The 21,100-nt window shown below is 64.5% G+C and carries 20 protein-coding genes; 15 read left to right on the top strand and 5 right to left on the bottom strand.

Going from position 1 to position 21,100, the window contains the following annotated elements:
* Positions 1-43: 43 nt before the first annotated feature.
* The 10 genes from IC234_RS15685 to IC234_RS15640 all read left to right on the top strand — a co-directional run bounded on the left by IC234_RS15685 (position 44) and on the right by IC234_RS15640 (position 8,836).
* Positions 44-2,524 carry a TonB-dependent receptor gene (locus IC234_RS15685; protein WP_190926386.1) on the top strand — a complete coding sequence of 827 codons (2,481 nt, stop codon included), beginning with the start codon at positions 44-46 and terminating at the stop codon, positions 2,522-2,524.
* Positions 2,525-2,676: 152 nt separating this feature from the next.
* Entirely contained in the window at positions 2,677-3,252 is a 576-nt protein-coding gene (locus IC234_RS15680) for an RNA polymerase sigma factor (protein WP_190926383.1), read from the top strand.
* A 3-nt stretch (positions 3,253-3,255) separates the two neighbouring features.
* A complete protein-coding gene (locus IC234_RS15675) occupies positions 3,256-3,510 on the top strand; it encodes a hypothetical protein (RefSeq protein WP_190926381.1) in 255 nt (84 codons plus the stop codon).
* A gap of 180 nt (positions 3,511-3,690) precedes the next feature.
* A complete protein-coding gene (locus IC234_RS15670; protein WP_190926379.1) occupies positions 3,691-4,383 on the top strand; it encodes a ClpP family protease in 693 nt (230 codons plus the stop codon).
* Between the two features lie 75 nt (positions 4,384-4,458).
* On the top strand, positions 4,459-5,412 hold the full coding sequence (locus IC234_RS15665; protein ID WP_190926377.1) for a cation diffusion facilitator family transporter: 954 nt from the start codon (positions 4,459-4,461) through the stop codon (positions 5,410-5,412).
* A gap of 59 nt (positions 5,413-5,471) precedes the next feature.
* Positions 5,472-6,713: an MFS transporter gene (locus tag IC234_RS15660; RefSeq protein WP_190926374.1), complete on the top strand. Its 1,242-nt coding sequence runs from the start codon at positions 5,472-5,474 to the stop codon at positions 6,711-6,713.
* A gap of 89 nt (positions 6,714-6,802) precedes the next feature.
* Positions 6,803-7,207, top strand: coding sequence for a hypothetical protein (locus tag IC234_RS15655; protein ID WP_190926372.1), 405 nt, complete (start codon positions 6,803-6,805; stop codon positions 7,205-7,207).
* Positions 7,208-7,322: 115 nt separating this feature from the next.
* Positions 7,323-7,769: a DUF6526 family protein gene (locus IC234_RS15650; RefSeq protein ID WP_190926370.1), complete on the top strand. Its 447-nt coding sequence runs from the start codon at positions 7,323-7,325 to the stop codon at positions 7,767-7,769.
* Positions 7,770-7,882: 113 nt separating this feature from the next.
* Positions 7,883-8,185, top strand: a complete 303-nt coding sequence (locus IC234_RS15645; protein WP_190926367.1) for a DUF4286 family protein — start codon at positions 7,883-7,885, stop codon at positions 8,183-8,185.
* 63 nt (positions 8,186-8,248) lie between these two features.
* Entirely contained in the window at positions 8,249-8,836 is a 588-nt protein-coding gene (locus IC234_RS15640; protein ID WP_190926365.1) for an arylesterase, read from the top strand.
* 118 nt (positions 8,837-8,954) lie between these two features.
* Here IC234_RS15640 and IC234_RS15635 read toward each other — a convergent pair whose 3' ends face one another.
* Positions 8,955-9,875: a DUF72 domain-containing protein gene (locus IC234_RS15635; protein WP_190926363.1), complete on the bottom strand. Its 921-nt coding sequence runs from the start codon at positions 9,873-9,875 to the stop codon at positions 8,955-8,957.
* Between the two features lie 347 nt (positions 9,876-10,222).
* Here IC234_RS15635 and IC234_RS15630 point away from each other — a divergent pair, with 347 nt between their 5' ends.
* From IC234_RS15630 to IC234_RS15615, 4 genes are all read left to right on the top strand, one after another.
* Positions 10,223-11,104, top strand: coding sequence for a septal ring lytic transglycosylase RlpA family protein (locus tag IC234_RS15630; protein WP_190926360.1), 882 nt, complete (start codon positions 10,223-10,225; stop codon positions 11,102-11,104).
* Positions 11,105-11,272: 168 nt separating this feature from the next.
* Complete coding sequence (locus tag IC234_RS15625) at positions 11,273-13,738, top strand: penicillin acylase family protein (protein WP_190926358.1); 2,466 nt, start codon at positions 11,273-11,275, stop codon at positions 13,736-13,738.
* A gap of 49 nt (positions 13,739-13,787) precedes the next feature.
* Entirely contained in the window at positions 13,788-14,279 is a 492-nt protein-coding gene (locus IC234_RS15620) for an energy transducer TonB (RefSeq protein ID WP_190926356.1), read from the top strand.
* A 122-nt stretch (positions 14,280-14,401) separates the two neighbouring features.
* Positions 14,402-15,469 (top strand): TonB family protein, encoded by a 1,068-nt coding sequence (locus tag IC234_RS15615; protein ID WP_190926354.1) that lies wholly within the window; start codon positions 14,402-14,404, stop codon positions 15,467-15,469.
* A gap of 71 nt (positions 15,470-15,540) precedes the next feature.
* Here IC234_RS15615 and IC234_RS15610 read toward each other — a convergent pair whose 3' ends face one another.
* From IC234_RS15610 to IC234_RS15595, 4 genes are all read right to left on the bottom strand, one after another.
* The gene (locus tag IC234_RS15610) at positions 15,541-15,861 is read right to left on the bottom strand and encodes a hypothetical protein (protein ID WP_190926352.1); all 321 of its coding nucleotides are present in this window, start codon (positions 15,859-15,861) and stop codon (positions 15,541-15,543) included.
* Positions 15,862-16,050: 189 nt separating this feature from the next.
* Positions 16,051-17,628, bottom strand: a complete 1,578-nt coding sequence (locus IC234_RS15605; protein WP_190926350.1) for a DUF1501 domain-containing protein — start codon at positions 17,626-17,628, stop codon at positions 16,051-16,053.
* A 19-nt stretch (positions 17,629-17,647) separates the two neighbouring features.
* Positions 17,648-19,375: a DUF1800 domain-containing protein gene (locus tag IC234_RS15600; RefSeq protein WP_190926348.1), complete on the bottom strand. Its 1,728-nt coding sequence runs from the start codon at positions 19,373-19,375 to the stop codon at positions 17,648-17,650.
* 248 nt (positions 19,376-19,623) lie between these two features.
* Positions 19,624-20,310 carry a C40 family peptidase gene (locus tag IC234_RS15595; protein WP_190926346.1) on the bottom strand — a complete coding sequence of 229 codons (687 nt, stop codon included), beginning with the start codon at positions 20,308-20,310 and terminating at the stop codon, positions 19,624-19,626.
* Between the two features lie 335 nt (positions 20,311-20,645).
* On the opposite strand from IC234_RS15595, the gene IC234_RS15590 reads away from it, so the two are divergent.
* Positions 20,646-20,996, top strand: coding sequence for a DUF4157 domain-containing protein (locus IC234_RS15590; RefSeq protein WP_190926344.1), 351 nt, complete (start codon positions 20,646-20,648; stop codon positions 20,994-20,996).
* The last annotated feature ends 104 nt before the right edge of the window (positions 20,997-21,100 follow it).

The following is a 21,100-nucleotide window of genomic DNA, read 5'->3' as shown; positions in this document are numbered from 1 at the left end:
CGCCTTCGTGCCCGGCCGGGGCTGGCGGCTTTGGCTTATTTCCATGCGTTTTTTTCTTTATCGATTGCCTTTGCTGGCGGCATTGGCGGCGGCTCCTGCCGGGCTATGGGCCCAGCAGCCCGCGCCTCCTGCGCCCCGCGGCCGCGTAGCCGCTCCACCCCTCACCGGCCGCGTCGTCGATGCGGCCAGCGGCGAAGCTTTGCCGGGCTCCACCGTGTTGTTTGACGACCTGAAGCAGGGCGCCGCCGCGGGGCCCGATGGCAGCTTCACCTTCAACAACCTGCCCCGCGGGCGCTTCACCCTGCAGGTGCGCTCTTTGGGCTACAACACCGTGACGCAGACCGTGGACACGGGCAGCGGCCAGCCGCTGGAAATCCGGCTGACGGCGGCGGCCACCGAAATTGGCCAGGTGGTGGTCACGGGCGTGTCGCAGGCCACGCAGCTGCGGCGCTCGCCGGTGCCCACCTCGGTGGTCGACCGCACGCGCCTCAACCAAACGTCGGGCTCTAACCTTATCGACGCCATTGCGCACACGCCGGGCGTGGCCCAGGTCACGACCGGCGCGGCCATTAGCAAGCCGGTGGTGCGCGGGCTGGGCTACAACCGCGTGGTGACCCTCAACAACGGCGCCCGGCAGGAAGGCCAGCAGTGGGGCGACGAGCACGGCATCGAGATTGACGAGTTCAGCATCGACCGGGCCGAGGTTATCAAGGGGCCGGGCTCGCTGCTGTACGGGTCCGACGCCATGGCCGGCGTCATCAACTTCGTGGCGCCCGACCCGGTGGCCGAAGGGCGCATCATCGGCACGGCCACGGGCAGCTACCAGGCCAACAACCACCAGCAGGGCTACTCCCTGCTGAACGCCGGCAACCTCAACGGCCTGAACTGGCTGGTGCGCGGCACCCGCAAGGTGGCCGGCAATTACCAAAACCGCTACGATGGGCGCGTGTACAACTCCGGCTTTAATGAGTGGGATGCCAACGGCTACGTGGGCGTGAACAAGAGCTGGGGCTATTCGCACCTCACCTTCAGCACGTTCAACCAGCAGATTGGCCTGACCGAGGGCACCCGCGACGAAACCGGCCGCTTCACCAAAGACGTGCCCGCCGGGCTCGACCAAGCCGGCGCCGACAGCACCGCCAGCGTGCCCGTGACCGACGCCGACCTGCGCGGCTACGGCCTGGCCGTGCCGCGGCAGCAAATCAACCACCTGCGCCTGGGCACCGACAACAACTTCATTCTGGGCGAGAACGGAGCCCGCCTCACCCTGCAGGTGAGCTACCAGCAAAACCTGCGGCGCGAGTTCGGCAACGTGTTCGACCCGTCGGAAACCTCGCTTTACTTCCAGCTGCGCACCGTGGACTACGCCCTGCGCTACTTCCTGCCCGAGCACAACGGCTGGAACGTGACCCTGGGCACCAGCGGCCTGCACCAGCAAAACCGCAACCTGGGCGTGGAATTCCTGATTCCGGCCTACCGCGCCAACGAGGGCGGCGTGTTCGGCGTGGTGAAGAAGACGTTTGGCGGGCTCGACCTCAGCGGCGGGCTGCGCTACGACGTGCGCCAGATTTCGGCCGATGCCCTGTACCTGAACGCGGAGGAGCAGCCCGTGGCCGGCCCGGCCGCCGACGCCGAAACCAAGTTTGCGGGCTTCGTGAGCAGCTACCGCAACTACAGCGGCAGCCTGGGCGCGGCCTACAGCCTGAGCGAACGGCTGACCGTGAAGGCCAACCTGGCCCGCGGCTTCCGGGCGCCCAACATTGCCGAGCTGGCCTCGAACGGCAAGCACGAGGGCACGCTGCGCTACGAAATCGGTAACGAGAACCTGGCCGCCGAAACCAGCCTGCAGGCGGATGCTGGCGTGAGCTACGTCACCGACCACGTCCGCTTCAGCGTCGATGCGTTCACCAACAGCATCAGCAATTACATTTTCACGCAGCGCCTGCTCACGGCCGGCGGCGCCGACTCGCTGCGCGACGACACGGGGGCGTTTAAATATTCGCAGGGCCGGGCCCGGCTGTATGGCGGCGAGGTCAGCCTCGACTTCCATCCCCACCCGCTGGACTGGCTGCACTTCGAAAACTCGTTTTCGATGGTGCGCGCCCGCCAGCTCGACGTGCCCGCCGACCAGCAGTACCTGCCTTTTATTCCGGCCGACCGGCTGCAGTCGGAGCTGCGGGCCAACTTCCGCCGCCAGGGCAAGCGCCTCGCCAACCCCTACGCGCGCCTGCAGATGGAGCACACCTTTGCCCAAAACCGCTTCTTCTCGGCCTTCGACACCGAAACGGCCACGCCCGGCTACACGCTGTTCAACGCCGGCCTGGGCACCGACGTGGCCAACGCGCAGGGCCGCACCCTGTTCTCGCTCTACCTCACGGCCAACAACCTGTTCGACGTGGGCTACCAGAGCCACCTCAGCCGCCTGAAGTACGCCGACTACAACGCCGCCAACGGCCGCTACGGCGTGTTCAACCAGGGCCGCAACGTGGGCGTGCGGCTGGTGGTGCCGCTGAGCTTTAAGTAATAGCTGCTGGCCCGCGCCAATGCCGCGGGCCAGCATAATCCACTAATTATAAGGCGTCTTGCTTTCTGCCGGAAAGCAAGACGCCTTAATTTTTTGCCCGCCGGGGTGATAGTTGGGCCAGAAATGGATTAATTAGTACAGCCCCGCCCGCCATGACTGCTTCGCCCCACCTCCTGCCCGCCACCGCCCTGCGCGATGCCTTGCTTGCCAACCGCGAGCAGGCCCTGACCCGCCTGTACCGCCGCGCGTTTCCGGCGGTGCGGCGCTACGTGCGCGGCCACGGCGGCTCGGCGGAAGACGCGCAGGATGTGTTTCAGGATGCGCTGGTCATTCTCTACGAGCAGGCCACTGGCGGCCGCCTGGTTCTGACGGCCTCGGCCAGCACGTATTTGGTGAGCATTTGCCGCAATCGGTGGCAGCATGAGCTGCGCCGCCGCGCCCGCCTGCCGCAGGATGCCCTGCCCGACGACCCCGAGCAGCTAAACGCCGAAACGCCGGATGCCTCGGAAGAGGCCGGCCCGGCCGTGCTCGACTACGTGGAGCGGCTAGGCGCCAAATGCAAGAGCATTTTGCTGGCGTTTTATTACTTCCAGCAGCCTCTGACGCAGATTGCGGCCGACCACGACTACCGCTCCGTGCGTTCGGCCACGGTGCAGAAATTCAAGTGCCTGGAGCGGCTGCGCAACTCGGTGCGCCGGGCCTTCCATGCCGAAACCATTGACTCCTAAGCCATGCGCCCCGAGCTCGAACGCCTGCAGCTGATTGAGCAGCATTTGCTGAATGGCCCCGCCGCCCTCCCAGCCGGCGACTGGAACCTGCGCCTGCTGCTGGATGGCGAGCTGGCGGCCGACACGGCAACGCAACAGCGGCTTTACCAGGGCCTGCGCCGGGCCGGCCGCCAGCAGCTACGGCAGGAGCTGCGGAGCATTCACGCCCGGCTGTATCGCGGCCGCTGGGCCTGGCTGCGCCGCCTCTGGTCGATGTAGAGACGCGTATTCGCGTCTCGGCGCCCGCACCGTTGGGATGGTGCCGGGGCGTCGTTCACGCGCCGAGACGCGAGTACGCGTCTCTACATCCCCTTATTTCTCCCTTGAATCACGGGCTTTTATCCCTGTCTTTTCCGGCGGGCAGACCTCGCTTTGTCTTTTTCACTCCATCATCTCCTCATGCTGAATAAGCCAGAATTCCGCAAGTTTGCCGTGCACGGCCAGGGCCTCAACGGCCTTGCCGTAGACCAGTACCTTAGCCACGCCGAGGGGCTGGCCCGGCCATACGTGCAGAACATGACCCGCTCGGTGATTGAGGAGCGGCCTACCCGCTTCGCCGAAATCGACGTGTTTTCGCGCCTCATCATGGACCGCATCATCTTTCTGGGACAGGCCGTCGACGACAACATTGCCAACATTATCAACGCCCAGTTGCTCTTTCTGGAGTCGGCCGATGCCAAGAAAGACATCCTGCTCTACATCAATTCGCCGGGCGGCTCGGTGTATGCGGGCCTGGGCATATACGACACCATGCAGTACGTGCGGCCCGACGTGGCCACCATCTGCACCGGCTTGGCCGCCAGCATGGGTGCCTTCCTGCTGTGCGGCGGCGCCCTGGGCAAACGCTCGGCCCTGCCCCACGCCCGCGTCATGATTCACCAGCCCAGCGGCGGGGTGCAGGGCCCGTCGGCCGACATCGAAATCACGGCCCGCGAGGTGGTGAAGCTGCGCCAGGAGCTGTACGGCATCTACGCCGAGCGCACCGGCAAAACCTACCAGCAAATCCACGACGACTCGGACCGCGACTACTGGATGCGCGCCGACGAGGCCAAAGAATACGGCCTGATTGACGAGGTGCTGACGCGGGCGTAGCCCGGTGCATCGGGCCGCCGCCTGCACCCAATGCGCGCCGCTTACGTTCTTGGTGCAGTCTCCCGCGCTTTCGTTATGCCCCACGACCACTCCCACGCTGGCCACCAGCACGCTGCCCCGCCGCCCGGTGGTGGTTTCAACGCCGCCTTCGCCATCGGCATTGCCCTCAACCTGGCTTTTGTGGCGGCCGAAACCGCGGGCGGCCTCTGGGCCAATTCCGCCGCCTTGCTTTCCGACGCCGGCCACAACCTGAGCGACGTGCTGAGCCTGGCCCTGGCCTGGGGCGCCGCCTGGCTGGCGGGCCGCCCGGCCACCCGGCGCTACACCTTCGGCTACCGCGGGGCCACCATTCAGGCGGCCCTGCTGAACACGGCCTTGCTCTACGCCGCGCTGGGTTTCATCCTCTGGGAAACCATCGACCACCTGCGCCACCCCGAGCCCGTGAACGGCCGCTGGGTGATGCTGCTGGCCGGCGCCGGCATTCTGGTAAACGGCGTCACAGCCCTGCTATTCCGCAGCGGGCAGAAGGGCGACGTGAACGTGCGCGGCGCCTACCTGCACATGCTCACCGATGCGCTGGTGAGCGTGGGCGTGGTGGCGGGCGGCGGCCTGGTGGTGCTCACCGGCTGGGCCTGGCTCGACCCCGTCATTGGCTTTATCATCTTGGCCATCATCGCCTACAGCTCGTGGGGCCTGCTACGCGACAGCCTGCGCCTGGGCCTGCAGGCCGTGCCCGACGGCATCGACCCCGAAGCCGTGCGCAACTACCTGTTGCAGCAGCCCGAAGTGCAGTCCGTGCACGACCTGCACATCTGGAGCCTCAGCAGCTCGGGCCACGACGCGGCCCTGATGGCCCACCTCGTGCGCCCCGGCGGCGCCGATGCCCAGTGGCTGGCCACCCTTTCCAAAGGCCTGGAAGCCGAATTCCACATTCACCACAGCACGGTGCAGGTGGAAGACGGCCCCACGCCCGGCGGCTGCCACAGTGGCTGCCAGCTGCCCGAAGCCGCGGCCCACGGCCACGCCTAACCGCATTGCGGGCGTGCCGACGGCACCGGTCGTTTCTGTGGCCGGTGCTACATTTCGCCATGCAAGTCCCTCAATCCGCTGCAAAAGCCTCACTTTTCAGCGCCGCCGTCATCGTGGCCGCCCTTGGCTATTTCGTTGATATCTACGACCTTATTCTGTTCAGCATCGTCCGCGTCCAGAGCCTCACCGAGCTGGGCGTGGTGCCCGGCACGCCCGAAATGACCAACCAGGGCCTGTTTCTCATCAACATGCAGATGGGCGGCATGCTGCTCGGCGGCATTTTGTGGGGCATTCTGGGCGACAAACGGGGGCGGCTGTCGGTGCTCTTTGGCTCGATTCTGCTGTATTCGCTGGCCAACATCGCCAACGGCTTCGTCACCACCATCGACCAGTACGCGTGGCTGCGGCTCATTGCCGGCATCGGCCTGGCTGGCGAGCTGGGCGCGGGCATCACGCTGGTGAGCGAAAGCCTCTCGAAGGAGCAGCGCGGCTACGGCACCATGATAGTGGCCACCGTGGGCGTGAGCGGCGCCATGCTGGGCTACTGGGTGGCCAAGTTTGGCTGGCGCCCGGCCTACTTTGTGGGCGGCGGGCTGGGCCTGGCCTTGCTGGTGCTGCGCGTGAGCGTGTTCGAGTCGGGCATGTTTCAGCAGGTGCAGGCCCAGACCGCGGTGGTGCGCGGCAACTTCCTGAGTTTGTTCACCAACCCCGTGCGCCTGGGCAAGTACCTGCGCGTGCTGCTGATTGGGGTGCCGCTGTGGTTTGTGGTGGGCATCCTGGTGACACTGGCGCCGGAATTTGGCAAGGCCCTGGGCATCAGCGGCAACGTGGAGGCCGGCCTGGCGGTGTTCTGGTGCTACTTCGGGCTGGTGTTTGGCGACTTCGCCAGCGGGGCGCTCAGCCAGCTGTGGCATTCCCGCAACAAGGCGCTGAAGGTGTTTCTGGGCTTTTGCGCCGCGTTGGTGGGCGTGTATTTGTACGGCGTGAAGGGCGCCACGCCCACCGTGTTCTACGGCGTGTGCTTCGTGCTGGGCGTGTCGGTGGGTTTCTGGGCGCTGTTTGTGACGGTGGCCGCCGAGCAGTTTGGCACCAACCTGCGGGCCACCGTGGCCACCACCGCCCCCAACTTTGCCCGCGGCGCGGTGGTGGGCCTGGTGCCCGCCTTCAAGGCCTTGAGCGGGGCGCTTGGCTTCATCCCTGGCGCCGCGGTGCTGGGCGGCCTCACGCTGCTGGTGGCCTTCTGGGCCGTGAGCACCCTGCCCGAGAGCTACGGCAAAGACCTGGACTACGTAGAAGAATAAAAGTCTTGAAAATCAATAAATAACTAACCTCCACTCAGGGCCTGCGTTTGAAGGTGCAGTCAGCCGTTGGCTGGCCGTAATCCCCTCCCATGAAAAACCTACTTTTCGGCGCAGTCCTTTTGGCGGCCCTCACCGCCACCTCCCTCGCCAACGCCCAAACCGCGCCCGCTCCCACGCCCGACCCGGCCGCCCTGCCCCTCACCCCCGAGCAGCAGGCCCAGCGCGCCACCGACGCCAAAGCCACCTACGACGCCCAGAAGCAGCAAAGCAACAGCAGCGACCAAGCCGTGCGCGACAGCCGCAGCCAGCTCAAAGCCAACGCCAGCCAGCAGTCGGACCTCAAACAGCAGCTCCGCGAACAGCGCAGCCAAGAGAAAGCCCAAAAAGCCCAGCTCAAAGAGCAGCGCCTCGCTGCTTCCGAAGCCAAGAAGCAGGAGCGCGCCGCCCGTGCCATGGCCAAAGCCGAAAAGCAGCGCGCCAAGGAAATGAAGTAAACGCGCAGTCACTACGTCGTATTCGTGGAAAACTCCGGCCCCGGCCGGAGTTTTTCTTTTGGCCTATTCCGGTTTTCGCCCCCTACCTTTCGTTTCATCTACTTTGCTTCTGCTTATGGCCACGCCCACCAAAAACACCCCCATGTACTACCCGTGGCACCATTTCGTGCTGCTACCGCTGGCCCTGCTCATGGCCGGCTACGCGGTGCTGCGCTACACCAAAGTGGCCGGCGACGACGACCAAGTGGCCCGGCTGTGGTTCACGGTGGCCGCGCTGGCCGTCATCGGCCTGGGCGTGCTCGTGATGTTGCGCCAGCACTATGCCTTGCAGCTGCAGGACCGCATTTGCCGGCTCGAAGTGCGCCAGCGGTATTTTGAAGTAAGCGGCCAGCGCTTCGCCGCCCTCGAAAAGCAGCTCAGCCTCAAGCAAATCCTGAGCCTGCGCCTGGCCGGCGACGCCGAACTGCCCGCCCTGGCCCAGGCCGCCGCGGCCGAGAAGCTTTCGCCCAAAGACATTCAGGCCCGTATTACTGATTTTCAGTTCGACACCATGCGCGTCTGAGCCGTGTAGTTTAGTTGTCAGTTGCTCGTTGTCAGTTGTCAGAATGTTCTGGCAAACCCCACAACAGAACCCTGACAACTGACAACGAGCAACTGACAACTAAAACCTGTTCCATGATTCTCTACAACGTCACCAGCAGCATTGAGCCCTCCGTGGCCGAGGAGTGGCTGGACTACATGCGCTCCACCCACATGCCCGAGGTGATGGAAACCGGCTTTTTCATCAAGAGCCAGCTCTGCCGCCTGCTAAACGAGGAAAACGACGGCATCACCTACGCTGCCCAGTACTACTGCCTCAGCGTGGAGCAGCTGGAGCAGTACCAGGAGCTGTGCGCCCCCGCCTTGCGCGCCGACATGGAAAAGCATTTTGCGGGCCGGTACGTGTCGTTTCGCACCGTGCTCGAAGTGGTGGAATAGACCGCGGTGACGCAGCGGCCAGCGGGCACGAAAACGCCGCTTGGGCTGTTGAAATGGCACTGTATGAAAAACATCATTTTCTTCGGCGACAGCCTTACCGCGGGCCACGGCCTGCGCGCCAGCGAAAGTTTCCCCGCCCTGCTGCAGCAGCGCCTCGACGAGCAACACCTTCCGTACAAAGCCTATAACTACGGCGTGAGCGGCGAAACCAGCGCCGGCGGCCGCCAGCGGCTGGCCTCGGTGCTGGCCCGCCACCCCGTCGACGTCTTCGTGCTGGCCCTCGGCGCCAACGACGGCATCCGCGGCATTCCGGTGCGCGAAACCACCCAGAACCTGCAGTTCATCATCGACGCCGTGCGGCGGCAGTACCCGCAGGCCCAGCTTGTCCTCGCCGGCCTCGAATTTCCGTTCGACCTCGGCCCGCTGGGTGGCCACCGCCTGGCTCACTACGCCACCGAGTTCAAGGCACTGTTTCGCACGTTAGCGGAGAAAAACAGCCTGCCTTTTGTGCCCTTCCTGCTGCAGGGCGTGCTGGGCCGCCGCGAGCTCAACCTGCCCGACGGCGTGCACCCCAACCCCGCCGGCCAGAAAATCCTGGCCGAAAACGTGTGGCAGGTGCTGGGGCCGCTGCTCAAGCAGCCGGTTTTGTAACCCTACTCGTTCGTCATCCTGAGCGCAGCGAAGGACCTTATCACGTTAGAAAGTTCTGGCGTAATAAGGTCCTTCGCTGCGCTCAGGATGACAGGTGATTTACGGATGTTACTGTTCCTCAAAACCCAAACAGATTTCCCTGCACTGGCTGCGGGATGATGAACGGCGGCGGCACCACTATGCCCGTGAGCAGGCGCATTTTCTCCAGGAAATACTGGGCAAACACCGGGGCGTGGCGCACGTCTTTCTGGTGAATGAAGAAGTAGATGTCGTGCACGCCCTGGGCCACCCAGGCGGCCAGGCGTTCGGCCCAGGCGTCGGCGCGCTGGTAGTCGGTGCTGTGCAGGCCGTGGCCGTTGAAGCGGATGAAGGCCACCGGCGTGGTGAGGCGCATGGGCAGCACGTCGCGCCGGCCGGCCACGTCGGTTATCACCAGCGTTTTGTTGAGGGCCTCGAAGGTGGCAAACACCGCGTCGGCCAGCACGGGGTCCGAGTACCAGCGCGGGTGGCGCAGCTCCACGGCCAGCGGCACCGACTCCGGAAAGTCGAGCAGAAACCGCTCCAGCCGCGGCAGGTGCTCGGGGCCGAAGTGCGGCGGCAGCTGCAGAAACGCCCAGCCCAGGTTCTCCTCCAGCGCCGCAAACGCCCGCTCCATGGGCACCACCAAGTCATCGGCCTGAAACAGTTCCCGCTCGTGGCTGATGCTGCGCGGCAGCTTGGGGCAAAACTTGAAACCGGGGCCCACGGCCTCGCGCCAGCGCCGCACCGTGCCGGCGTCGGGAATGCGGTAGTGCGTGGTATTCAGCTCGATGCTGTTGAACTGCTGGGCGTAGTAGTGCAGGTAATCGGGCTCCTTGATGCCGGCCGGAAAGTAGCTGCCCAGCCACTCCTTGTTGGTCCAGATGGGGCAGCCCACGTGCAAACGAGCGGGCGCGGGCTGCGCAGGACGGGCCCGGGCCAGCACGCGGGCGGTTTCGGGGTGGTCGGGCGGCAGCCGAAAATCAACGTAGCGTAAGTCGGGCAAACGGCCGAAATCCATGGGGCAAAGGTAGGGTTGGCGAGCCGGCGAGCGGGCACTGCTCTTACGAAAAAAGCTGGACTTATGCAACCGGGTTTCGAAGAAGGCAACCCCACCGATGCCCGAATTTTATACACGCCGCATAATCTAATTTTTGCACCTGCGCAATGGGTTGGCCCGTTTTCGGCAAAATATAGTTTGAGGCATCCTCACGGCTACTTTTCTTACCAACATGAAGATTAATTAAATGCAAGTTTTCTAGCAAAAGGACAATTTTTATCCCAATGCGGTTAGAAGTCGGATTTGGAATTTAGCATTCACTTGGCGGGGTAGGCCTATGTTTGTTTTGCTCACCATCTGCAAAACGCATGATTTTATTTCGTCCCTCGGTAGTACTCGTCCTTTCCAGTTGCTTCTTCTTTCTGCTGACTTTCCTGGGCGCTCCGGCGCACGCCACCACTGCCCGTGGCACCCACAAAGCAGCTTTTTCTGCCCCCAGCGCCGCCGGCACCACGGTATTGCGCGGCCGGGCCTCCTGGTACGCGAGTAGCTTTCAGGGACGACGCACCACCAGCGGGGAGCGTTATAACCGCTTCAAATACACCTGCGCCCACAAAACGCTGCCCTTCGGCACCCGCCTGCGGGTGACCAACGTGAAGAACGGCAAGTCGGTGGTGGTGCGCGTGTCGGACCGCGGCCCCTTCCGCCACCAGCGCATTCTGGACCTTTCCGAGATTGCCGCCCGCCCGCTGGGCATCACCGAATGCGGCGCCGCCACCGTGGTGGCCGAAATAGTGGCCGAAACCACCCCCCTGGGCCCTGCCACCACGCCCGAAAACCTGGCCGCCCTCTACGCCGCCGACCCCAACCCCGACGCGGCCTTTACCACTTACTTGGTGCCCGCCGCAGTCGACTCGGCCGCTTCGAGCGTGAAGCCGGCCCTGGTGGCCGCTTCGGCAGCGCCCAAGGGCAAGGCCACCACTCCGACCGAAGCCGTGAATTGCCCGGTGGGCTTCCTCATTCAGGCCGGCTCGTTTGTGGACGCGGCCAACGCCCAAGCGGTGCAGGCCAAGATTAAATCCCTGCTGCCCGAGGTGAGCGTGAGCATTTCGCAAGAGCTGCTCGACGGCCGCCAGCGCAGCCGGGTGCTGGTGGGCAACTTCGGCGAAAAGCCCGAGGCCGAAGCCGTGCGCCAGCAACTGCTGGTGTGGGGCATTGGCGGGCTGGTGCGCGAGGTGGCGCTGCGGTGATTTTAGTTGCTGGTTTTTAGTTGTCAGTTGTTAGGCCTGCTTGTTTGAGAAGCTGGGTTCGGTTGATGGCGACAGTTTTCGTAAAGGCCAATTGGCGACATTGTCGTTAATTGGCCTTTGCTTTTGCTCAATGACCGGACAACTGACAACAAGCAACTGACAACTAACATGATTAAAGCCCTGTTGGCGCTGGCCGCCAGCCTGACCCTGGTGTGGGTGCTGAACACCAAGCACGGCGATTTGCCGCCGTTTGGCAAGCTGCTAAGCCCGTACCGCGGCTTCTGGCAAAACGGCGAGGCCGCCGACGACTTTCCGGCGCAGCAAACGCTGGCACTACCCGGCCTGCAGGCCCCCGTGACGGTGCGCTACGACGACCACCGCGTGCCGCACATTTTTGCCCAAAACGACCACGACCTCTACTTCGCCCAGGGCTACCTCACGGCCCGCGACCGGCTCTGGCAGATGGATTTCGTGACGCACGTGGCCGCCGGCCGGCTGGCCGAAATCGTGGGCCCGGCCCGGCTCGAAACCGACCGGTTTTTCCGGCGCATGGGCCTGCCCTTCGGCGCGGCCAATTCGCTGAAGGCCATGCGGGCCAGCCCCACGACGAAGGTGGTGCTGGACTCCTATTCGGCGGGCGTCAACGCCTACATCGGCCAGCTCACGCCGAGCACGCTGCCCTTTGAGTACAAGCTGCTGGACTACCAGCCCGAGCCCTGGGAGCCGCTGAAATGCGCCTTGCTGCTCAAGTACATGGCCTGGGACCTGAGCGGCCGCACCGACGACCTGCGCATGAGCAACATCCTGCGCAAGTACGGCCCGGCCGTGACCAAGGACCTGTTTCCGGACTACCCCACGCGCGAAGACCCCATCGTGCCGGTGGGCACGCCGCTGGATTTTAAGCCGCTGCCTGCGCCGCCGGTGCCGCAGTCGTTTGAGGCGGCTTACGCGGCCCACCAGCTGCGCGACGAGCCCGACCCGGAGCTGGGCTCCAACAACTTTGCGGTGAGCGGCGAAAAGGCGGCCTCGGGCTACCCGCTGCTGGCCAACGACCCCCACCTGCAGCTCAACCTGCCCAGCATCTGGTACCAGGTGCAGCTGAGCGCGCCGGGCGTGAACGTGTACGGCGTCACCATTCCGGGGGCGCCCACGGTCATCATCGGCTTTAACGAGCAGGCGGCCTGGGGCGTGACCAATGTGGCGGCCGACGTGCTGGACTTTTACCAACTGAAGTTCAAAGACAAAGCCATGCGCGAGTACTGGCACGACGGCCGCTGGAAGCCCGTGCGCCGCGTGGTGGAACACATTAAGGTGCGCGGGCAGCCCGACCGGCTCGACACGGTGCTGTATACCCACCACGGCCCGGTGGTGTACGACAAGCCCGAAAAGCCCTTCCTGAACCAGACGCCCATTGCCCACGCCATGCGCTGGACCGCCCACGACGGAGCCGACGAGATATTGACCCTGTACCGGCTCAACCGCGCCCGCTCCTACGCCGACTACACCGCCGCGCTGGCTTCGTGGGGCTCGCCGGCCCAGAACTTCATTTTTGCGGATAACGAGAAAGACATTGCCATCTGGCCCAACGGGCGCTTTCCGCTGAAGTGGCGCGACCAGGGCAAGTTCATCCTCGACGGCACCGACCCGGCCAATGACTGGCAGGGCTGGATTCCGCAGGCCCAGAATCCCCACGTGAAGAACCCGGCGCGGGGCTTCGTGAGCTCGGCCAACCAGTTTTCGGCCGGCCCCGACTACCCGTACTACCTGAACTGGACCTTTGGCAGCTACGAGCGCGGCCACCGCATCAACGAACGCCTGGCGGCCATGAGCGGCATCACGCCCGACAGCCTGCGCGCGCTGCAAAACGACGTCCTCGACCTCAACGCCCAACTCATGCTGCCGCGCCTGCTGGCCTTGGTGAGCGAGCACAATAGCGGCGCCACGCCTCCCGCCGCCGACTCGCCCGAAGGCCGGGTGCTGGCCGAAATGCGCCGCTGGCGCTACCAATTCGCCGCCGATGCCATCGGGCCCAGCGTGTTCAACCTGTGGTACAACGACCTGGTGAAACGGCTGTGGGAAGACGACTTCCCTTCCACGCCCAACGGGCCGGCCTACCGCTACCCAGCCCGCGACCGCACCAACAACCTGATTCTGCGCGAGCTCAATTCGCCCTGGGTAGACAACCGCAACACCGCGGCCAAAGAGACGCTGCCGCAGCTGGCGCTGCAAAGCCTGCACTTCGCCACCGACTCGCTCACCCGCAAGTTTGGGCCGCTGTCGGCCAAATGGCGCTGGGCCAGCCAGAAAAGTACCGACATCCTGCACCTGCTCCAGCTCCCCGGCTTCGGGCAGATGGACGTGGACTGCGGCGGCGGCGCGGGCATTGTGAACGCCACCTCGGAGCGCAACGGGCCCTCCTGGCGCATGGTGGTGGCGCTGGGCCCGCAGGTGAAAGCTTACGGCGTGTACCCCGGCGGCCAGAGCGGCAACCCGGGCTCGCCCTACTACAATAGCATGCTGGAAACCTGGCGCGTGGGCCAACTCGATGAGCTGGTGTTTCTGCGCTCGGCCCAGGAAACCAACCCCCGCGTGAAAGCCGCCTGGACCCTAAGCAGCTCCGCCAGCGCCCGGTAGCGGCGGGGCCGTGGCTACCTTTGAATTCGCCCTCTTTCCTCGTCTCATAATGCCCTGCTCACCCGTGTTTCTACCCCGCATTCTCAGCCTCGCGACGGCTTTTTTCTTTGTTGGAATCGGCTTTGCCGCTGCCCAAACGGCGGCGCCCGTGCCCGAGCCGGCTAAACCAGGCAACGGCCAAGAAGTCGTTATTGACGGCAAAGTGTATACATACGTGGAGCAAATGCCCCAACTGCCCGGCGGCGGCGGCAATCGGGCCATTGTCAACGCCATTCAAGCCAACGTAAAGTACCCCGCGGAGGCACTGAAGCATGCGGCGCAAGGCCGCGTGTTCGTGTCTTTCACAATAGGCGAAGACGGCATGGTGCGCGACAGCAAAATTGTGAAAGGCATCGGCTGGGGCTGCGACGAAGCCGTGCTGGAGGCGGTGAAGCAGCTGCCTCAATTCACGCCCGGCACCCAACAGGGCCGCCCCGTGTCGGTAAGCTTCACGGTGCCCGTCACCTTTCAAATAACCATGCCGCCCCCCGCCAGAAAGTAGAACGTACAGAGCCAAAACCATTCGAACGGGTTTTGCCCTGGTTATACATTTGCGGCATGGATAACCGCGCTGTTTTGCTTCCATTTCGGTTCCATTCCGGACGTATCTCCTGGGCGGCTGGGATGCTTTGCCTGCTGCTTACCGGGCGCCCGCGCCCTGCGGCGGCGCAGTACTACGGCCGCTATGAGCCCGATACGGCCCAAGTGTTCAGCTACGTAGAACAAATGCCGTCCCTACCCACGGGCGGCGGCAACCTAGCCTTGGTAAAAGCCGTGCAGAAACAACTGCAGCTGCCCGCCGAAGTGCGCGAAGGCCGCGTGGAGGGCCGCGTGTTTGTGCGCGTGGTGATTGGGGTGAGCGGCGTGGCCCGGCAAGCCGCCGTGGTGCAGTCGCTGAGCCCTGCCTGCGACGCTGCGGCGCTGGCGGCCGTGCGGCGCATGCCGCGCTTGCTGCCCGGCCGCTACATCGGCCAGCCCGTGGCCACGATGCTCACCGTGCCGGTTATGTTCCTCTCGCCGCGCCACGTATTCGCCGCCAACGAAGTGGCGCAGGCGGCCCGCTTTCCGGGCGGGGAGGCCGCGCTGGAGCAATACGTGCAAAAGAACCTGAGCACGCCCGACGAAGTGCGCCAGCGCGACTTGCAGGGCCGCGTCACGGTGCGCTTCGTGCTGAAGGCCGATGGCCGCGTGGGCGCTGCCGAAGTGATGAGCCCGCTCTGCACCACCTGTGACGAAGAAGCGCTGCGCCTGGTGCGCAGCCAGCCGCGCTGGCAGCCCGCCCTAGGCTACGACGACCAGCCCGTGGCCGTGTACCAGACGCTGAACATCTGGTTTCGGCCCCCGGCCCCGGCAGCGGGCGTGGCGCCGCCCGTGCCCGAAAGCCAGGTGTATAGCCAGGTAGAGCAAATGCCGGAGCTGCCCGAGCACAGCGGCCCCGGCGCCCTGCAATCGGCTTTGCAGGAGCTCATCCGCTACCCGGAGCGGGCGGCCAGCGGCGAGGGCCAGGTGAGCTTCGTGGTGGAGCCCGACGGCCGCGTGACCCGGCCCGTGATGCTCAAAAGCATCTCCGGCCCTGTAGACGACGCCGTGGTGGCCGCCGCACTGCGCCTGCCGCGCTTCACCCCCGGCCGGCACCGCGGGCAGGCCGTGGCGGTGCGGCTGGTGGTGCCCGTGGTGGTCGACATTCGCTGAGCGGGCCAGCCTCCGGGCACAAAAAAAGCGGCGCCTTCTCGGGCGCCGCTTTTCGGGGTTCGTTTCCGAACCTATTTCTTGTCTTGGTCTTTGCCGCCCAGCTGACGCTTGCTGTCGCGGTTGCTCACGTCGCGGGCTTCGCCTTCGTGGTCGTCGTCGCTGGTGGCGCGGTTGATGAGCACCACGGCCACCGCGGCCAGCGCCGCAATGCCAACCACCATTTGGGTGGGCGTGAAGCGCTGCGCGGCTTTGCGCAGCAGCACGCCGCCGTTTTTCAGCAGGTCGTCCATGTGCTCGTGGTTGCCCTGAAACACGTGGTAGGCACTCTCAAACGTCCGGGCGAGGTCTTCGGGCAGAATTTTTTCGAGTTGTTGTTCGATTTGCGCTTCCATAAAGAAGGGAATGAAGGAGGAGGTGAAAGGAATCGGGGCCCAGGCAGGCCCCGAAAAATCCTCTACGCAAAAGGGCTTGGCGGGGCTACTTTTTCCTGCACTTTCCCGCAAAAAACCGACAATAGCGCCGGCCACCTCCTGAAGGCAAGGCCGGCGCTATTGTCGGTTATATTCTGCTGGTTAGCCTGCTTACTCCACCACCACGATGCGCGAGCCGGTGCGACGGGCTTCGCGCACCTGGCAGTAGTAGGCGCCAGCGGCCAGCCCGCTCAGGTCGAGGGGAAGTTGCTGGGCGCCGCGGGGCAGTTCGCGGTCCACGGCGCGGCGCACCTCGCGGCCCAGCGTGTCGAGCAGCACCACCTGCACGTGGCCGCCGGCGCTGTCGTAGGCCACGGTCGTGCGGCCGTCGCGCGGGGCCGGGTTTGGATACACCGTAAAGTCGGCCACTTCGGCCGGGCCGGCGGTGGCCAGCAGGGCACCGGGCCGCAGCACCGGCACGTAGGGAAAGCTGCGCCCAAACAGCTGCGTGAGCGTGGCCGGCGTCACCTGGAACCAGTCTTGCAGGATGCTGGTGTAAATGCTGCGGAAGTCGAACTGCATGGCCACGTTGTCGTTCACGCCGGCGTTGGCCGGCAGCGTGGGGTTGGGGCCGTGCACCATGGGGTTCACCTTAGTGCCGAACACCAGCAGCGGGGCCGCCGAGCCGTGGTCGGTGCCATTGCCGGAATTGGACTTGATGCGCCGCCCGAACTCCGAGAACGTGAGGCCCACCACCCGGTCCTGCACCGAGTGCCGCCGCAGGTCGTCCTGAAAGGCGTTCACGGCCTCGGCAATCTTGCCCAGCAGCGTGGCGTGGGTGCCGGTGGTGGTGCTGCCCGTGGCGGGCACCTGCAGGGTGTGGGTATCGAAGCCGCCCAGGGTGCACACGTAAATGCGCGTTTGCAGCCCGCCCGATACGAGCTGGGCCACAATTTTGAGCTGGTCGGCCAAGGAGTTCTGGCCAGCGGCGGGGTACAAGGGCGAGAGCGTCTGCGCACGCGCCGCCGCCGCCTGAATGGCCGAGGTATACACCTGCGTCTGGCTCACCACCTGCCGGATGAACATGAGCTCGTGCCCGGCCGGCGTGTTGGGGGCGGCGTCGACGCCACCGCTCAGCAGCTGCAGAAACGACGTGGTGCTGGCAATGGCCATGCCCATGTTCACGCTCGGGCCCTGCACGCAGTTGCTCACCACCGAGCCGATGCTGATGGCCAGCGGGTCGGGGTTCTGCGCGTTGGGGAAACCCGTGGGGAAGCCGGGGTATTCGCCGTCGAGGTAGCGGCCGGCCCAGCCCGTGGTCAGCGTCACGTTCGAGTCGGAGCCCGACGTCCAGATGTCGGTGGCCCGGAAGTGCGAGAAGTTGGGGTTGGGGTAGCCCACGCTTTGCACCACGCCCACCTGCCCGTTCTGGTAGAGGTTGTGCAGCGCCGCCATGGCTGGGTGAATGCCCGTGGCCGTGGTGAGCGGCAGCACCGACGTCTGGGGCAGGGCAATGTTGCCGCGCGCCGCCATCAGGGCCGGGTACTGGTCCAGCGGAATTATCATGTTCAGGCCATCATTGCCGCCCTGCAGCTGGATGATAACCAATACCTTGTCCGACTGCGTGGTGGCGTTGGTGAGGGCCGCCAGCTGCGGCGAATACCCGTAGGCGCCAATGGGCATGCCGCTCAGCAGGGCGGTGCCGGCCGCAGCAGCGGCCGTGGTCTGTAAAAAGTCGCGACGCTTCATAGAGAGTAGGCCGTTGGCGTTAAGACAAATGGTATTCGGCCAGGCCCATCAGCGCGCGCAGCATGGCTTGCAGCTTGGTGGTCACGGCGGCTTTCTTGGCGGTGTTGGTGGGCGCGGCCAGGTACTGCTGCCACTCCACGGTCCACTCGAAGTCGGGCAGGCCGGGCAGCAAGGCGTTTTTCAGGAACGTGAGCTGGTTGGCCGTCAGCGGAATGGGCACCATCAGCCGCACAAACTCGGCAATGAGCAAGTTGCAGTCCGAAGCCGTGGCCGCGGGCATGGCCAGCGTGAGCGCCAGCGGGTCAATCACAATCTTGACGCCGTTGCGCGTGTAGCCGTTGCCGATGAGCAGGTCCGTAATCTGGTTGCGGCGCGGCAGCGTCACGGCGTTTATCCACAGCTCGTGGAACTGCGGGGTTTGGTAATAGGCGGCCCAGCCGGCCACGTTGGGCGGGTCGCCGAGGGTTTGCTGCTGCAGGGCCACCACGCCGTTGAGGTAGTTCCACATGCCGTATTGGGCCACCACGCCGGCGCTGGCCGCCGGAAACGCTATCTGCATCTGCCGGCACAGCCCCACCGTGAAATCGAGCGGGCTTTTGATGAGGCAGCCCATGTTCAGCACGTCGAAGAAATGCTCGGAGCTGAGCAGGGCGCGCAGCACCGGCGCCACCTCGTAGTTGTTCTGAATCAGCAGCGTGGCCAAGGGCTGAATGATGTCGGTTTCCACCTGCGCATCAATCACATAGTACACAAACCAACGGTAGAGCTTGCGCACCAGAAACCGCGCCGTCTCGGCCTGCTGAAATATCAGGTTCACCAGGTCGAGGTATTCGCTGGCGCCGTTGGGCGCGATGCGGGCGTTGCCGAAGCAGGACGAGAACACCTTGGTGGTGCCGTCGTGCCGGCTGGCGGTAAAGTAGCTGCCCACCGGCGCGGCCTGGTCGCGCCAGCCGGTGAGGACTTTGGCGGCGGCCTGCACGTCGGCCTCGGTGTAGTTGGTGTAGTTGCCGGGCGCTATCAGCGGGCCCTTGCCCACGGTAAACAGCTCCAGCAGCTCGCGGCCGTAGTTTTCGTTGGGCGCGCCGGCGGTGCTCTGGTTGCCGTTGAGGTAGCGCAGCATGGCCGGCGTGACGGTCACGTCCTTGGCCAGCTGCTTCACGTTGCCCAGAGCGTGCTGGCGCAGCAGCCGGCAGTACTCGTAGCCCATGCGGGCGTCGTTGATGTCGCCCAGCTCCACCACAAAGTGGTTGTGCCAAAAGAGCGTCATCTTCTCGGCCAGCGAGGCGCCCTGGCCCAGCAGCTGCCCCAGCCACCAGTCGCGCAACGAGGCGCGGCGCACGCCCTCGAAGTTTTGGTCAAATACTTCCGCCGTCCACGTCTGGCCAATGGGAACGCTCGTGTCGGTGGTCGACACGTTCACGGGCGGGGCCGGCGCGGCGGGCGCCGTGAGCAAGCCGTTGAGCACGGCCGACAAGCTGGAAGCCGCCGCTGCCTGAATTTCGGGGCGCGTCGGGCCGAACAGGGTGCGCCGCAGCAGGTGTGCGGCCTGCTCGTAGCCCCACGGGCCGGCGTAGGGCACCAGCGTGCTCGTAGCCCGCGACAGGCCCGTGGGCAGCACCTTGTTGGCGTAGCGGCTCACCTTTTCGGGCGGGTCTTGCGCGGCCGTGGCGGCCGTAGGCGTCGCTGCCGCTGCAGTTGGAGTCTTGAGAACGGCGGCGTTTCGTTGGAGGAAAAGTCTACGATTCATAAGCAGGCGCGTGAATGTGAAGCCCAAAAAACTCGTCGGGTCCTGTGATGACTCAACAGCTTTTTCTTATCACCCAATGGTTTAGCATAGACCTGCAAGCGCAGCGCGGGTTTAACTACAATATCTACTTTCTTTCATTAAGCTGCAATGCCCGCTCCGCCAACGGCACCAATCTCTCGGCCAACGCCCAAAAAAAGCGCCCGGCCGTGGGGCCGGGCGCGGTGCCTTACAAGTCGGTTGGGCAAGAATTAATTGTCCGTAGCGTCGGCCTCGGCGGCGCGCACGCGGCCGGCAGCGTAAAAATTGCGGTGGTAGTACGGCTGGTTCAGGGAGCTCACCATCACGCCGCCGTTGGTGGCGGAGTGGGCAAACTTGCCGTCTTTCAGGTAGATGCCTACGTGGTAAATCGGACCTTTGCCCCGGCGGAAAAACACCAAGTCGCCGGTTTCCATCTCGGCCTTGGCCACCCGCTTGGTGGTGCTGAACATGGCGCGCGACGAGTGCACCAGGTTGATGCCGTAGACCTCCCGGAACACGCGCGTCACGAAGCCGGAGCAGTCGGTGCCTTTGCGCGAGTTGCTGCCATACGAATAGGGCGTCCCAATCCAGTCGGTCACGGTGCGGAGCAGGTCCTTGTTCTCGTCGAACGCCAGGCGCAGGCCCAGGGTTTGGGCATAGTAGTGGTAGGCCAGCGAGTCGCGCGAGGCGGCCAGTTCGGCGGCGGTGGGCGCGGCGGGCTTTTCTACGGGCGTATTGGCGGGCGTGCAGGCGGGTTTAATGGGCTCGCTCATCGTCAGGGTCGGAAGCAGCGATGCTTCGGCTACGACCGGTGCCGCGGTGGCACGAGCCGTGGCCGAAGCATCGGGAGCACGTTCGAAGAAGAAAGAGAGGGCCAGGGAGCCAGCGGCGAGGCAATACAGAATGCTATGTTTCATTGTCCGTCGTTAGGGGTTGGGAGCACAAATCCGGGTTTCTGCAAAGGCGCAAAAAGAGCCGGGCTAGTAGTTTTCTTAGGCGATAGGCGAAGCCGTGTTGGGCCGGATGAAAAGAAGTGAAAAGGCAGTCGGACCGGGAAAATTATATTCCCTTTAAAATTGGTCGTTGGGTAAAGCTAACCTAAACTTTTGATAAGCTCAGCACTTTTTGTGAAAAAAATTCAATTTTTCTTTGTTAAATATAATTTATTAACCGAATAATGTTCTTTCCTCTTGCAACCATGCCTTTCCCTTTGCCGTAATAGCGCGGCTTCACTATTTCGCTATCTTGCTTTATGCAAAATCTCCGGACCTGGACACGTTCTCCCCTCGCCCGCGTTGCCCGACTGGTGCTGCGTGCCCCTCGTGTGGCCATGGTGGTGGGCCAAACGGTGCACCTGAGCGGCGCCACCCGCGAAGAGTTTCTGGCCGACGCCGAATGGGTGGCCCACGAAGCCGTGCACCTGCGCCAATACCGGGAACACGGCTTGGTGCGCTTCCTCTGGAAATACCTCGTGGAATCGGCGCGGGTGGGCTACTTCCACAACAAGTATGAGGTAGAAGCCCGCGAAGAAGCCCGCCGCGTGGTGCTGGCCGACCCCGCCCACGTGCTGCGGCCATTGCCCCGGCACGCCACCCGGCCCTAGCCAGCGGCGGGCACCGCGCGGGCCCGTAGACGCGGGCTTGGCTGGCCAAAAGATTGAGTGCTAACGCAACTTATCCCGGAGGTCTTACGAATAAAAGCCCCCGT

The sequence above is a fragment of the Hymenobacter armeniacus genome, assembly GCF_014699055.1.
In the GTDB taxonomy this organism is placed as follows: domain Bacteria; phylum Bacteroidota; class Bacteroidia; order Cytophagales; family Hymenobacteraceae; genus Hymenobacter; species Hymenobacter armeniacus.
Note: the sequence above shows the minus strand (reverse complement) of the source record. Positions and strands in the feature narration are given on the sequence as shown.